The organism is Pseudomonas agarici, assembly GCF_001543125.1.
In the GTDB taxonomy this organism is placed as follows: Bacteria; Pseudomonadota; Gammaproteobacteria; order Pseudomonadales; family Pseudomonadaceae; genus Aquipseudomonas; species Aquipseudomonas agarici.
In genome coordinates, this window is the sequence record NZ_CP014135.1 from 4004072 (window position 1) to 4017594 (window position 13523).

The window sequence follows — 13523 nt, forward strand, 5'->3', positions numbered from 1 at the left end:
GGCTGCGACGCCGGCTTCAGGCCACGCAGGAACGCTAGCGGCGACAATGTCCAAGGAACAAAGCAAACGGCGGCAACTCAACATTTCGACTTTCCCGCTTCGCAGGCCTTGAGGCTGCACGTGGACTTTCCAGCATTGGCCAGGAAAAGCGCCGCTGTTCCTAAAGCCGCTAGCACCACCAAAGGCATCAGTGCCAAGGTAAAGCTGCCTGTCGACGCGCTGATGGCACCGAGCAAATATGTTGTGATAGAAGCCGATAGCCCGCCCATGGCACTCACTACGGCAATCCCGGTGGCGGCTCTCTCGGCGGGCAACCATTGAGTAACCATTGCCCAGAACGGCCCCTTAGCGGCATAAGTGCCAATTAAGGCCAAGCTCAAAATGAGGATGGTGCCAGCCAGCGAATCGACAAACGGAGAAGCAGCCAGCGCCATTCCGGATAACGCCAGCGGAATGGCGGTATGCCAAGTCCTTTCGTTGTGCTTGTCCGAGCGACGTCCCCAGATAACCATTGCCACGGTCGCCAAGCCAAATGGCACGGAGCTGAGCAAGCCATTTTGCAAGGTATTCAAACCAAAACCGTTGATGATCTGGGGTTGCCACAGCGATAAGCTGATACCGACGGAAATAACACCCGAATAAATCAGGCAAAGCGTTAATACAGGCCCACTCCTAAGTGTTTGCCAGACACTCATACGCCCTACCGCCTTATGATCTCGTGACTCATGCTCCAGGCGTGCAATGAGCCAATCGCGTCCGCCCACTGAAAGCCAATGAGCTTCAGCCGGTGTGTCAGGCAATACCCGCAGACAGCATCCGGCAAGCAAAACGGCAGGAAGCCCTTCGAGCAGAAATAACCACTGCCAGCCACTCAAGCCGTGCCAGCCATGGAGCTGCATCAATGTCCCGGACAAAGGAGCCCCGACGAAACTCGACGCTGGGATAGCCACCAGGAACAATGCCGATATTCCCGCCCGATATTCCTTCGGGAACCACCGGGCGATGTAGTAAATCACCCCAGGCAAAAATCCTGCTTCGGCAGCCCCCAAGAGCAAGCGAAAACCATAGAAAGAGTAAGGCCCTTCAATCAGGGCCATACCCATGGCAAGCGAACCCCATACCACCATCATCGAAGCAATCCAGCGGCGTGGGCCGAAACGTCGAAGCGCGGTGTTGGCCGGTACTGCAAAGAGGCAATAGGTAATCAGGAACAGACTGGCACCGAGGCCAAAATGCTGAGCCGTGAGTTTCAGTTCACCCCGCATTTGTAGCGCGGCAAAACCGACATTGATACGGTCGATATAAGAAACGAAATAACACAGCATCAGAAACGGCAGTAGCCGCCACGTTATCTGACGCATAGTCATTCGCTCGAGAGATTGCACCTGAGGCGCATCCATAATATTCACCCTTAGTTTTGTTATTGTGAGGGCACCGCCAGGTAAGCGGTCAGCCATAAAGTGCTGCGGGATTGGCTTGCCAGATGTCTACTCGTTGAGAGGGATCGCTAATCCAGCTCGCTAACTGGTTGAGGTTGGCCCCGTCATCGATTGCCACGAAAGGCTCGATGGCGTCGCGCTGACGGATTTGGCCCGGCAGACCTCCGGTATGTGGCCAGTCCGATCCCCACAGCAAGCGGTCAGGACGCACTTTGAGAAGCGCCTCGATGATCGGTTGAATATCCTCCTGGGAGGTCAGGCGCGAGATACGCGATGGGGCTGAAAGCTTCAGATAGACGTTTCCGCCCGCCAGCAGCGCTAAAAACTCAGCGAAGTCAGGCTGATCGATACCCCCGGCCGCTTGCACGCCGCCGAAGTGATCTATCACAACTCGGCAAGAAAGGTTCGCCAGGACAGCTTTCAGCGCCACGAACACGGCCAGCCGACTATAGATCTGGATGTGCCAACCGAAACGTTGAATTCGCTCGGCCAACGCATGCAGATGCGCACTGGCTTTCTCGGGGTCAGTCACGCCGAAAGTCTCTAGATTAAGACGCACCCCCCGCACTCCCGCCTCATTCATTCGCTGCAACTGGTCATCCGTCACAGCTTGATCAATCACGGCCACGCCGCGAAGGAGTCCTTCCGCGTGCTCCAGGCATTCGATCAACAGGCTGTTGTCCGAACCATACGCGCTGGCCTGTACGATCACCGAGTGATCAAGCCGCAACCGCTGACGCATTTCCCGCAATGCCGGCAACGATGCATTCGCCGGAGTGAACGTGCGGTGGGGACTAAAGGGAAATCTCGAATCAAACACATGAACGTGGCAATCCCAGGCACCTCTGGGCAGCCAGGCGCCGGGGGGAGTGATGCTGGCACCGGTAACCGCATCCGATAAAGGCGTGAGGGAATTCGATGGCGCATCCGGCGCGTTGGACAAAAGGGTGGTGTTCATAACGGGCTCCTACTAAGCCCGTTCATTCTGGGAGGATTGCCTATAACGTTCCAATCACATTACCATCGAAACCTATAAGACAGAATTATGGGTTTTGCCATGAACCTGCGACAGCTCGAGGTATTCCACGCCATCATGCGCACCGGGTCGGTGACGGCGGCGGCACGTCAATTGAATGTCAGCCAGCCCGCGATCAGCGCAGTGCTTCGCCATTGCGAAAGCCAACTGGGCATGCCGTTATTCCTAAGAACGGGTGCACGACTGATCCCGACACCGGAAGCCCAGGCGATTCTCCCTGACGTCGCGGGAATCTTTGATCGACTGGCGGCCGTTGACCGACTGATCCGTGACTTGAATGGCGGCATACAGGGTACGCTCACCCTGGCAGGCAGCTTTCCCGTTACCAATGGGGTCTTGGCACAAGCTGCCGCGTCTTTTATGGCTGAGCGCCCGGAAACACGCATCGCGCTGTACTCCGGCTCATCACCGGTGGTGCTTCAGCAGGTCGCCAACAGAGAGGTAGATGTGGGCATCGCCTACGGCCCTATCGTGCACAACGAAGTTGAAACGGAGTTGCTATTCAGTTCAAGTATTGCCTGCGTCATGCCAGACGATCACCCGCTGGCGACACGATCAGCCATTAAGATCAGTGACCTGATGCCCTACCCTGTTATTACGTATCTGAATCAGTCGCCCATGCGCTCATATGTTGATCGCGCCCTAAGCGAGGCGGGTGTGTTCCCCAATATCCGCTCGCAGGTCAGCCTGTCGCTATCGGGGATGATGCTCGCCAAATTTGGCGCGGGGATCGCGCTGGTGGAGCCCTTTCTCTTGTCAGTGATGGGTATTCCGGGGCTGGTGGCCCGACCTTTCAATCCATGTATCGAAGTCAGAACGCTGATACTTCGTCATCACGATGCCCCGAGGTCGAGATTGCTGGAGGATTTCCTTGCTCATCTGAAGATACAGTGCGCCGAGTTCGGCGAGGCTCCCATGCTGCATCCTGTGGAGACCGGCTGTAAATGAACCTATGCGTCTGCTTTTTTGTTTAATCGGTGTCCGTCGACTCGCCGCGCTCGTTGATCATGCGTCCGACTTCCCGCGTTGATGGCATCCGATGGGAAGGATTGATGGAGCTCGCTTCAGCGTTTGCAAGATTCTCGATCACCGTCAACAAAACCCGTCGAGCGATCTCGACCTCTTCATCCTTGAGCCCGCGAACACTCACCTCGTTGACCTCCACAGCCAAAGGAATCAGCACCCCCTTCAGACGACGCCCTTCCTCGGTCAGAAAGACGTGAACATTTTTCTTGTTTTCCGGCAGTTGCTGCCGGACGACGTATCCCAGTTTCTCCATCGCCTTTACCGCCGCGAACGTTGTAGGCTCCATCAGCCCAGCCTGGGTGCTGAGTTGTTTTTGTGTCAATCCATCTGTCTCCCAGAGAATCCGCAGAAAAGCCCAATGTCCAAAGGATACATCGTGTTCGGTCAAGCGCATCTGAAGCGCTCTGATCAGAGCACGGGTCGCATCCTTGACCAAGTGAGCTAATCGATCATTGGGCACCACGTCGTGCCAGTGCCTGAGTATTTCCTGAGTCTCGGGCCGTTCCTGGCCCAAAGGTTTTCGCGCGGTCATATCAAGATCCAATCTCATTACTTGCGTAAGCATAACGCGTTGCCCTTCAAACTGCCTTGCGCGCCAGAAAAATCTCCATTCATTGCTTTTTTTATTGCTTATCCAAAAATTACCTCCTAATATTCTTAGAGACCTAATAATAAAGCCACCTCAACCCTGCAGGGTTTCGGAGTGCTACACAAAAGACCGAGGCGCACATAATGACAAGAACAGTAACCGTAGACTCCGTGCCCACCCCTCTTCAGCGCAGCAGCGAACGCATTGACAGGGTTTACAGAAAAGTCACGCTACGATTGATGTCATTTATTTTCGTGGCTTGGGTACTCAATTATCTTGATCGGGTGAACATCAGCTTCGCGCAAATTCACTTGAAGCATGATTTGGGCATGAGCGACGCAGCGTATGGCCTTGGCGTCAGCTTGTTTTTTATCGGCTATATCGCCCTGGAGATCCCCAGCACTCTTTATCTGCAAAAGATCGGCGCCCGGTTGACCATTACTCGGATCATGCTGCTGTGGGGCATCATTTCAGCCTCCATGGCATTTATGACTTCTCCCGTTCATTTCTATATAGCCCGAGCACTATTAGGGGCGGCCGAGGCAGGCTTCTGGCCAGGAATTATTCTCTATCTGACCTACTGGTATCCCGGCGCCAGGCGAGCTCGCATAACCTCACGTTTTTTGCTGGCTATTGCCGCTGCAGGAATTATTGGCGGCCCGCTATCTGGCGGGATCCTGGTGAATTTCATCGACGTCATGGGAATGAAAAGCTGGCAATGGATGTTCATCCTAGAAGGCCTGCCAGCGGTCGCAATGGGGGTGATGGCCTACTTTTACCTGGTAGACAAACCCGAACAGGCGCGGTGGCTCGACGACGAGGAAAAAGCAATTATTCTCGACGCCTTGGCTGCCGACCGTGCCGGTAAGCACCCCGTTACGGATAAGCGGCATGCTTTGCTGGCTGCCCTTAAAGATCCGCGTGTATATGTTCTTGCGGCTGGCTGGGCCACCGTGCCGCTATGCGGCACGATCCTTAACTACTGGACACCCACCATCATTCGCCAGACCGGCATTAACGATGTATTGCAGGTCGGTTTGCTATCCACCCTGCCCTACATCGTGGGCGCAGTCGCGATGATTCTCATCGCACGCAGCTCCGATATTTGCCTGGAACGCCGCTGGCACTTCTTCTTCAGCGTCGCCTTCGGCGCCTCGGGCGCCTGCTTGCTGCCCCATGTCCTGGACTCAGCCATTATTTCGATTGCTTGCCTGGCCATGATCGCCGTGTCGTACTTCGGCGCGGCAGCAATCATCTGGTCCATTCCACCGGCTTACCTTAATGACGAGTCCGCCGCAGGGGGGATTTCGGCAATCAGTTCCCTTGGCCAAGTCGGCGCTTTCTGCGCGCCGGTCGGGCTAGGCTGGATCAACACGGTGAGCGGCAGCCTCGCCATCGGACTGACGGCTATCGGTGCGCTGGTCCTGGCAGGTGGTCTAGCGGTGCTAATTGCCGTACCGGCTAACACCCTGAGTGAAAAACCACTGATCGACGATTAGGGACCAGCAGTCTTGAATGGCAGCACTACGCCTAAAAAACATTAGATATCTATGAAACACCCGAGTCGCGGAGCTGTTGTTCCTGCGACCGAATGAGACAAGGAGACAGCGATGAGTAGTTCCGAAAGGCTCGATGATGGGTTCACAGCGCTAAGGGTGGTCGCCAAAACCGAAATTGCCCACGGCATTTTTTGCTTCCAATTGACCCATCCAACGGGTGCGCTCCTACCCGAGTTCACCGCCGGAGCGCACCTGCGAGTCAGAGTGCCCAACGGCAGCATTCGCAATTACTCCCTGAGCAACGCCCCCCAAGAGCGAGATCGTTATGTCATTGCGGTCAAACGTGATGCCAATGGCCGAGGTGGTTCGCTGAGCATGGTTGATGGTGTCGAGGTCGGCGACCTGTTACCGGTGACGGCCCCACAAAACGAGTTCGAACTCACCGAGCATGCCCGGCAGTTCATATTCGTCGCCGGAGGTATCGGTATCACCCCAATCCTGTCGATGATGCGCCATCTCAAGGCCAGCACCGATACCCCCTTCAAACTTTATTACTGCACCCGTAATCCGGAACTCACCGCCTTCCTGAATGAGCTTTCAGGGGCCGAGTTTTCCAACACGGTGATCATTCATCATGATTTCGGCAACCCTGCGGATGCCTACGATTTCTGGCCAATTTTCGACAAGCCAAGCAATGGCACCCATGTGTACTGCTGTGGTCCCCGGCCATTGATGGACAGCGTGCTGGATATGACGGGGCATTGGCCACCCGGCACCGTTCATTTCGAAAACTTCGGCGTGGACCAAAGCTGCTTCACAGAAAACCGCCCCTTCTCGGTGACGCTCAAGCGGAGCGGAAACCATCTCGAAGTTCCCGCTGATCGCTCGATTCTGGAGGTGTTGCGCGACAACGGCATCCGGGTTTCGAGTTCTTGTGAGAGTGGTACCTGTGGCTCGTGCCGTACCCATCTGATCGCAGGTGACGCAGAGCATCGCGACAGGGTGCTGCGAGAGGACGAACACCACGACCAGATCATGATCTGCGTTTCCCGATCCAGAAATGCCGTGCTGGTGCTCGACCTCTAGTGGCCTGTGTAGCTCGACAGGACCTTTTTTACAGACGATGAGTGATAGCTGGAGAGAGTTTATGTTGACCCCTGAAGAAAACCTGTTGCTGTGTCGTGTCGAAGGCGATGCGCCGATGGGTCAGATGATGCGCCGTCACTGGACCCCGGTGTGTTTGATCGAAGAAGTCAGCGAACCTGATGGCACGCCAATCAGGGCCCGTCTTTTCGGTGAGGATTTGGTAGTTTTTCGCGACAGTGACGGTCGCGTGGGCGTCATGGATGAATATTGTCCCCATCGCCGTGTCTCGCTGATCTACGGGCGCAATGAAAACTCAGGATTACGCTGTTTGTATCACGGTTGGAAGATGGACGTGGACGGCAATGTGCTGGAAATGGTCTCCGAACCCGCCTCCAGCAGCCTGTGCCAGAAGGTCAAGCACACTGCCTACAAAACCTGCGAATGGGGCGGTTTTGTCTGGGCGTACATGGGGCCACAAGACGCGATTCCTGAATTCGTGCCACCGGCCTGGGCGCCCCATGAGAAGGTTCGGGTGAGCATCGCCAAGGCGATTATTCCTTGCAACTGGGCGCAAATTCTGGAAGGCGCTATCGACTCGGCACACAGCTCAAGCCTGCACTCCTCTGATTTCGTTCCCGCACGGGTCGCAAGCGCCGAGGCCACCGCAAAAAACTGGCTGCGACCTTCTACGGACAAAGCGCCACGCATGCAAGTTGACCGCACCAGCTATGGCTTTCGTTATGCCGCGCTGCGCCGCCCCCTTCAGAACGCCGCCACCAACGAGTATGTGCGATCTACCGTGTTTGTAGCGCCCGCAACCGCGCTGATTCCGCCGAATAACTTGTATAACGTGGCGAATATCAATGTGCCCATCGACGATACCCACACGGCCTTCTATTTCATGGCCTGGGGAAATCCCGATCACACTCCGGAAACCGAAACCTGGCGCAAGTTTCTCGGCCAGCAAACCGGCATCGATCTGGACGACGGCTACCGTCCGCTGCGCAACAACGAGAACCGTTTCTGGCAGGATCGCGAAGCCATGAAAAACGGTAATTTTACCGGTATCAAAGGCTTCCCCAATCAAGATATTGCCATGTGGGTGACCATGGGGCCTATCGCCAACCGCTCCGATGAACGCCTGGGCGCCAGTGACGTCGCGGTCGTGGAGTTCCGCCGAGTGATGCTCGATGCATTGGCAGCATTCCAAGCAGGCGATACGGCTATCGGTACCGGCGAGAAAGCGATTCCTTCCAGTATCTGCTCGTTCCAGGCAATCGTGCCCAAGGACATCGACTGGCGTGAGTATAAAAGTCATTACGTATGGGCCGGTGACAATGCCCATAGGGTTGCCGAACCCGATTACGAGGTTCGAGCGTGATGCCCAGCCACGCAGAGTCTTCACACCGATTGCGCCTAGGTGTAGTCGGTCTGGGTCGGGCATTTACGCTGATGCTGCCAACCTTCCTGGCCGACCGACGCGTTCAATTGGTGGGCGCGTGCGATCCGCGCGCGCAAGCCCGCGAGCAATTCGAAAGGGATTTCGCCGCGCCTGCCTTCGAGACCATCGAAGCCTTGGCGGCACACGACAATGTCGACGCCTTATACATCGCCAGCCCGCATCAGTTTCACGCTGAGCACACCCGTATAGCGGCCACTCATCGCAAACACGTCCTGGTCGAAAAACCCATGGCGCTGTCGTTGAACGAGTGCGACCGGATGATCGCCGATTGCGCGCAGGCCGGCGTGAACATGATCGTTGGGCACTGCCACAGCTTCGATACCCCGTACCTGCGTACTCGGGAGCTGATAGGCAGCGGCGAATTCGGCGCCGTCAAGATGATTCAGGCGCTGAACTACACCGACTACCTGCAGCGTCCTCGCCGCCCGGAAGAACTCTCGACCGCTGAAGGGGGCGGAGCGGTATTCAGTCAAGCCGCGCATCAAGTCGATGTGGTTCGTTTGCTGGCGGGTAGTCGCGCTATCCGAGTCCGAGCGGCCGTAGGCAACTGGGACCCTGCGCGGCCAACCGAAGGCGCCTACACCGCCACGCTTTGGTTCGAGAACGGTGCGTTCGCATCCATTACCTACAACGGCTACGGCTACTTCGACTCCGATGAATGGATGGGATGGGTCGGCGAAATGGGCAAGCCCAAAAACCCCGAGGCTTATGGAAAGGCCCGTCGTTTGTTGCAACAGGTGCAATCGGCGGAGGAGGAGGCGCAACTCAAAGCTGAGTCCACTTACGGCGGCAAACACTATATCGCCGCCGCCCCTGACAACGCGACAGCCTTCCAGCATTTCGGCCCGATTATCGTGTCGTGCGAGGGTGGCGATCTGAGACCGATGGCTGATGCCGTCATGATTTACCGGCCCGATGGCCGTGACCGTCTGCGGCTGGAGCCACCCACGGTACCGCGATCCGAGGTCATAGACGAATTGTATCTGGCACGGTTTTGCGGAGTCGCGCCATTGCATGACGGCCAATGGGCTCGCGACACCTTGGAAATCTGCCTTGCCATGCTGCAATCCAGCGATGAACAACGTGACATCACACTGGGTGTGAATGTTGCAACCACCCAATCTTGCGAGACCCTTTCATGAACAAATTGAATCTATCCGTCGCTGTGGGCAATTACGATCGCATCCGGCCATTGGTGGACGGCGAAGTACAGATTGACGGAGTTGATCCAATCTTTATGTTGCAAGATCCCGAAGAAATCTTCTTCCGCGCTTTTCGCCATGCCGACTACGACATCTGTGAGTTGTCGTTGAGTAGCTACAGCGTTAAGACCGCTGCGGGCACCAGTCCCTATATTGCCGTGCCTGTCTTCCCGTCTCGGGCGTTTCGTCACACCTCGATCTATATCCGTAACGACCGCGGCATCGAGTCCGCGGCGGATCTCAAGGGCAAACGCATCGGCGTGCCGGAGTACCAGTTGACGGCTAACGTCTGGGTGCGGCTTTTCTTGGAAGAAGATCACGGTCTCAAAGCCTCCGATGTCACCTGGATTCGTGGCGGGTATGAGGAACCTGGACGGCTGGAAAAAATTGTCCTGAAGTTGCCGACCGATGTCATCGTCGAGAATGCGCCCGAGACCCAAACCCTCTCCGGCATGCTCGCCTCCGGTGAACTGGACGCCGTGATCGGCCCACGTGCCCCTTCGTGTTTTACTCAGGGCCATCCTCAGGTGGGCTATCTCTACCGTGATCCTCAGGGAGCTGCTTCAGACTGGTATCGCCGCACTCAGTTGTTCCCGATCATGCACGTGTTGGGGATCCGGCGCACGTTGGCTGAACAGCATCCCTGGTTACCTGGGGCCGTTGCCAAAGCCTTCGAGAAGTCCAAGTCCGTCGCCTTGCAAAAACTAAGCGACACCTCCGCGACCAAGGTCACGTTGCCGTTCATCGAGGATCAGATAAGAGCGGCGCGCCAGCTGCTGGGCGAAGATTTTTGGTCCTATGGTTTCGCCGCCAACCGCCATGTACTCAGTCGCTTCCTGGAACGTCACTATGGCGAAGGACTGTCGTCTCGCTTACTGCAGCCAGAGGAGCTATTCCATCCTGCGTCGCTGGAGAGTTTTAAAATTTAACGGGACTCACAACGTAACAGACACCTCTCGTAAAAATAGGTGCGAGCGTATTTGAACAAGCCAGGTGGAGTGGGTGTGCAGCACCGCCATCAGTTCTCCCTGAAACTCAGCGCCGGGTAATCAGGCCCTGGCGCGCCACCCGGATCAACTGCCGGATGAGCGCGTCGGCTTGTTCGGCCATAGGCGACTGGATCACCGCCAGGTCGAAACTGTTATCGGCAAAACCCTCCAGCGGATCACCGTCCTCGACGAACTGGATCAGGAAGGCCGAGGCGCGCCCTTTGCGTCGCGGCCAGCCATCGAGATAACGCAGCAGCGTCGGCTGATGTTTGCCACCGAGGAGGATTTTCGGGTTGCGATCGGGAAGACTGGCCGTAATCGGCGTAAGGCATACAACGGGGCGCGGGTTGTTCAACGTGCGTGTCTCCGCCTCAACGATCTGCCGGGCAGGTGTGAGGCAACACCGAACCAGCGCTTTAGCGGTATTTCGAAGCTTGGATCAAGCTTCTGTCGGAGAGCGTGCGACTCTCCTGGCGCCCCGCAAGTAGCTGTTTAAATCGGCGCATAATCAATATCCTAGAGAACCCCGCGGGCCGCTGTCAAGAATCGTGCCCAACGAAAAAAAACCCGCTGCATGGCAATCGAATTGGTCCATTACTTGCGCGAGGCAACTTTCTGCTCATTGCTTTCCAGCGCATGGCCTTCCAGGGATTGGCGCTCGCGGTCGAACGCCAGGTAGTACTTGTTCACGCTGTTCACATAGTTGACCGAGGCCATTCCCATCTGTTCCATCGCTACACGTTCGACCTGGAAGAACCATTGGTTGGCGTTCAGGCCACGTCGGCGGGCTTCGGCACGCATGGCTTGGACCCGTTCCGGTCCCATGTTGTACGCCGCCAGGACAAAGGCCATGCGTTCGCGTTCGTTGAGCTTGGGACTGGAGAAGAACTGGCGGCGGATCATCGCCAGGTACTTGGCCCCGGCCTGTACGTTGTTATCGACATTCTGGATATTGCCGACGCCCACCCGCTGCGCCGCCGACGGAGTGATCTGTAACAGTCCGGTGGCACCGCTTGCGCCATCGGCATTGGGGTCCAGTGTCGACTCCTTGAACGCCAGTGCCGCCAGGTCCAACCAGTCGATACCCTGGGCCCGGGCGTGGCGCTGCAACACCGGTCGCAGCTTTTCGAGCTTTTGCCGATCCGACTTAGCCAGGGGATAATGCACTTGGTACAGACGTCGGTAGACCCGCAGGAAAGCCGCGTCCTGGTCGGAAGGGGATTGATAAGTCTTGAAAAAGCGGTCGACGCTGGCCAGCAGCATCGGCGCATCAGGCCGCACGAACCAGTGCATCTGCCCCGCCTCGCCGACCAGCACCTGTTTGTCAAAACGCAATTTGGGCATGATCTTGGCCCAACGCTCGGCAATTGGCTGTTCGACGACGGTCAGGTGGAAGATACCGCCCTGGACCATCTCCAGTACATCTTCCACGGCAAGGCTCGGATCGACCCATTCGATCTTCACCGGCGCCAGCTTGCGTAGCGCCAGCTTCTGGTTGATCTGGTTCACCGCGTCAGCAGCGGCGCTGCCAGCGGTCAGGGCCAGGGTTCGACCGGAAAGTTGTTCGAACCGGGTAAAACGCTTTTCGCCCTTGAGTCCCACCAGCCGCAAGGGCACTGGATTACCGATTGGCTTGCTGGCACTCACCACCTGCCTGGGCTGCGCTTCGAGCAACTCACCGGGAGCGACCAGGTCCCCTTCCCCGCGCTGCAACGCCCCGAGCAATTGGTCCTTGGCCTTGGGAATGATCTTGAGGGTGATTTCCCGCTGGTCGCGGGCATATCCGTTGAGATACAGCTCAAACGCACGCAGCCGATGGTACTCGACCCCGATCGCTTCGCCCTCGACTTCCCCGGAACTGTTACGACTCTGGTTGACCAGCACCCGCAAGACCCGGCTATCGCGAATCTGCGCCAGGTCGCGAACCTGGCTCGGCTGGCCGATTTCCAATGGTCCGGTCAGACGCGCAAGCGCAGGCGACGGTAGCAGCCAGAACAGGCACAGCAGGAGCAATAGCGAAGGTTGCTTCATCCGTTCTCCGGAAAGAATACCGTCTCACCTCAAGCGTCATGACTTGAATAAGGAGCGACAGAAATCGAGTGTCTTTATGAACGCGAAAAAGTGCGAAAGACTGGCACAGCGACGAACGCGAAACCAATCGATGCTTTCTTCAAGCTTAAAAGGACAGTCACAACTCGTTGTAGTTCTTGGTTTTTATTATAAATCTACCGCTCTGATATGCTTTGCGGCCTGTGGCCTGAGGTAGCACCATGCAACTCATTGATATCGGCGTCAACTTGACCAACCCCAGTTTTGCCGGAAAACACCAGGAAATACTGGATCGCGCCTATGCCGCCGGGGTCTGTCAGTTGATCCTGACCGGCACCAGCATCGAGGGCTCCGAGCAGGCCCTGGAGCTATGCCGGACACTGGACGAAAGCGGTCGCCGGCTGTTTACCACCGCCGGTATCCACCCCCATTGCGCCAGTGACTGGACAACTGACAGCGCCACTCGTCTGAAAGCTCTGCTCAAGGAGCCCAACGTTTGTGCGGTCGGTGAGTGCGGGCTGGATTTCAACCGGGATTTTTCCCCACGCCCGCAGCAGGAAAAAGTCCTCGAGGAACACCTGGCTCTGGCGGTGGAGTTGCAGTTGCCGGTGTTCCTCCATGAGCGCGACGCCAACCCGCGCCTTCTGGAGATTCTGCGTGACTACCGCGACCACCTCCCCGCCGCCGTGGTGCATTGTTTCACGGGCGAACAACAGGCCTTGTTCAGCTACCTCGACCTGGACCTGCATATCGGCATCACCGGTTGGATCTGCGACGAGCGCCGTGGCACTCATCTGCATCGGCTGGTGAAGGAAATCCCCCGCGAACGCCTGATGCTCGAAAGCGACGCACCGTACCTGTTACCCCGCAGCCTGCGACCGAAACCGAAAAACGGCCGCAACGAACCGGCCTACCTGACCGAAGTGCTGCGGGAAGTGGCGCTGCATTGCGGTGTAAGCGAAACCGAGCTGGCCGCCCATAGCACCGCCTGCGCCCGGAGCTTCTTCGGCTTACCTTCGATTGTGTGATTCATGTCATGCGCAACAGGCACCGGACTCGGCCACCACTCACAATAAACGGGTGACTCTGACCGTTGAATTGAGCAAAATCATCGACCCGCTCAAGCTATAGAATCGATAGCAAAAG

General features: G+C 56.9%; 12 protein-coding genes. 7 read left to right on the forward strand and 5 right to left on the reverse strand.

Annotated features, from left to right (window positions below; translation table 11 throughout):
* Window positions 1-77 precede the first annotated feature (77 nt).
* Both AWM79_RS17635 and AWM79_RS17640 read right to left on the reverse strand, forming a co-directional pair.
* Window positions 78-1400, reverse strand: a complete 1323-nt coding sequence (locus AWM79_RS17635) for an MFS transporter (RefSeq protein WP_051000660.1) — start codon at window positions 1398-1400, stop codon at window positions 78-80.
* A 49-nt stretch (window positions 1401-1449) separates the two neighbouring features.
* Entirely contained in the window at window positions 1450-2397 is a 948-nt protein-coding gene (locus AWM79_RS17640; RefSeq protein ID WP_081503050.1) for an amidohydrolase family protein, read from the reverse strand.
* 99 nt (window positions 2398-2496) lie between these two features.
* Here AWM79_RS17640 and AWM79_RS17645 point away from each other — a divergent pair, with 99 nt between their 5' ends.
* The gene (locus AWM79_RS17645) at window positions 2497-3423 is read left to right on the forward strand and encodes a LysR family transcriptional regulator (protein WP_039792732.1); all 927 of its coding nucleotides are present in this window, start codon (window positions 2497-2499) and stop codon (window positions 3421-3423) included.
* Between the two features lie 22 nt (window positions 3424-3445).
* Here the strand turns inward: AWM79_RS17645 and AWM79_RS17650 are convergent, their stop codons facing one another.
* Window positions 3446-4033, reverse strand: a complete 588-nt coding sequence (locus AWM79_RS17650; protein ID WP_026013277.1) for a MarR family winged helix-turn-helix transcriptional regulator — start codon at window positions 4031-4033, stop codon at window positions 3446-3448.
* A gap of 227 nt (window positions 4034-4260) precedes the next feature.
* Between AWM79_RS17650 and AWM79_RS17655 the strand changes: the two genes are divergently transcribed.
* The 5 genes from AWM79_RS17655 (at window position 4261) to AWM79_RS17675 (ending at window position 10268) form a co-directional block, all read left to right on the forward strand.
* Complete coding sequence (locus tag AWM79_RS17655) at window positions 4261-5589, forward strand: MFS transporter (protein WP_039792733.1); 1329 nt, start codon at window positions 4261-4263, stop codon at window positions 5587-5589.
* A 111-nt stretch (window positions 5590-5700) separates the two neighbouring features.
* A complete protein-coding gene (locus AWM79_RS17660; RefSeq protein WP_017132942.1) occupies window positions 5701-6675 on the forward strand; it encodes a PDR/VanB family oxidoreductase in 975 nt (324 codons plus the stop codon).
* A 61-nt stretch (window positions 6676-6736) separates the two neighbouring features.
* A complete protein-coding gene (locus AWM79_RS17665; RefSeq protein WP_017132943.1) occupies window positions 6737-8056 on the forward strand; it encodes a Rieske 2Fe-2S domain-containing protein in 1320 nt (439 codons plus the stop codon).
* On the forward strand, window positions 8056-9279 hold the full coding sequence (locus tag AWM79_RS17670; protein WP_060783410.1) for a Gfo/Idh/MocA family protein: 1224 nt from the start codon (window positions 8056-8058) through the stop codon (window positions 9277-9279). Before AWM79_RS17665 ends, AWM79_RS17670 begins: the two co-directional genes overlap by 1 nt.
* On the forward strand, window positions 9276-10268 hold the full coding sequence (locus AWM79_RS17675; RefSeq protein ID WP_060783411.1) for an ABC transporter substrate-binding protein: 993 nt from the start codon (window positions 9276-9278) through the stop codon (window positions 10266-10268). Before AWM79_RS17670 ends, AWM79_RS17675 begins: the two co-directional genes overlap by 4 nt.
* Before the next feature lie 106 nt (window positions 10269-10374).
* Here the strand turns inward: AWM79_RS17675 and AWM79_RS17680 are convergent, their stop codons facing one another.
* Complete coding sequence (locus AWM79_RS17680; protein WP_017132946.1) at window positions 10375-10683, reverse strand: hypothetical protein; 309 nt, start codon at window positions 10681-10683, stop codon at window positions 10375-10377.
* A 239-nt stretch (window positions 10684-10922) separates the two neighbouring features.
* Complete coding sequence (locus tag AWM79_RS17685; RefSeq protein WP_060783412.1) at window positions 10923-12359, reverse strand: MltF family protein; 1437 nt, start codon at window positions 12357-12359, stop codon at window positions 10923-10925.
* A gap of 239 nt (window positions 12360-12598) precedes the next feature.
* Here AWM79_RS17685 and AWM79_RS17690 point away from each other — a divergent pair, with 239 nt between their 5' ends.
* Complete coding sequence (locus AWM79_RS17690) at window positions 12599-13405, forward strand: TatD family hydrolase (RefSeq protein WP_060783413.1); 807 nt, start codon at window positions 12599-12601, stop codon at window positions 13403-13405.
* The last annotated feature ends 118 nt before the right edge of the window (window positions 13406-13523 follow it).

Bases quoted from the DNA above. Each gene is read 5' to 3' on its own strand.
- AWM79_RS17645 (WP_039792732.1), top strand. From the start codon at position 2,497: ATGAACCTGCGACAGCTCGAGGTATTCCACGCCATCATGCGCACCGGG.
- AWM79_RS17660 (WP_017132942.1), top strand. From the start codon at position 5,701: ATGAGTAGTTCCGAAAGGCTCGATGATGGGTTCACAGCGCTAAGGGTG.
- AWM79_RS17685 (WP_060783412.1), bottom strand. From the start codon at position 12,359: ATGAAGCAACCTTCGCTATTGCTCCTGCTGTGCCTGTTCTGGCTGCTA.
- AWM79_RS17665 (WP_017132943.1), top strand. From the start codon at position 6,737: ATGTTGACCCCTGAAGAAAACCTGTTGCTGTGTCGTGTCGAAGGCGAT.
- AWM79_RS17690 (WP_060783413.1), top strand. From the start codon at position 12,599: ATGCAACTCATTGATATCGGCGTCAACTTGACCAACCCCAGTTTTGCC.
- AWM79_RS17640 (WP_081503050.1), bottom strand. From the start codon at position 2,397: ATGAACACCACCCTTTTGTCCAACGCGCCGGATGCGCCATCGAATTCC.
- AWM79_RS17675 (WP_060783411.1), top strand. From the start codon at position 9,276: ATGAACAAATTGAATCTATCCGTCGCTGTGGGCAATTACGATCGCATC.
- AWM79_RS17650 (WP_026013277.1), bottom strand. From the start codon at position 4,033: ATGACCGCGCGAAAACCTTTGGGCCAGGAACGGCCCGAGACTCAGGAA.
- AWM79_RS17670 (WP_060783410.1), top strand. From the start codon at position 8,056: ATGCCCAGCCACGCAGAGTCTTCACACCGATTGCGCCTAGGTGTAGTC.
- AWM79_RS17635 (WP_051000660.1), bottom strand. From the start codon at position 1,400: ATGGATGCGCCTCAGGTGCAATCTCTCGAGCGAATGACTATGCGTCAG.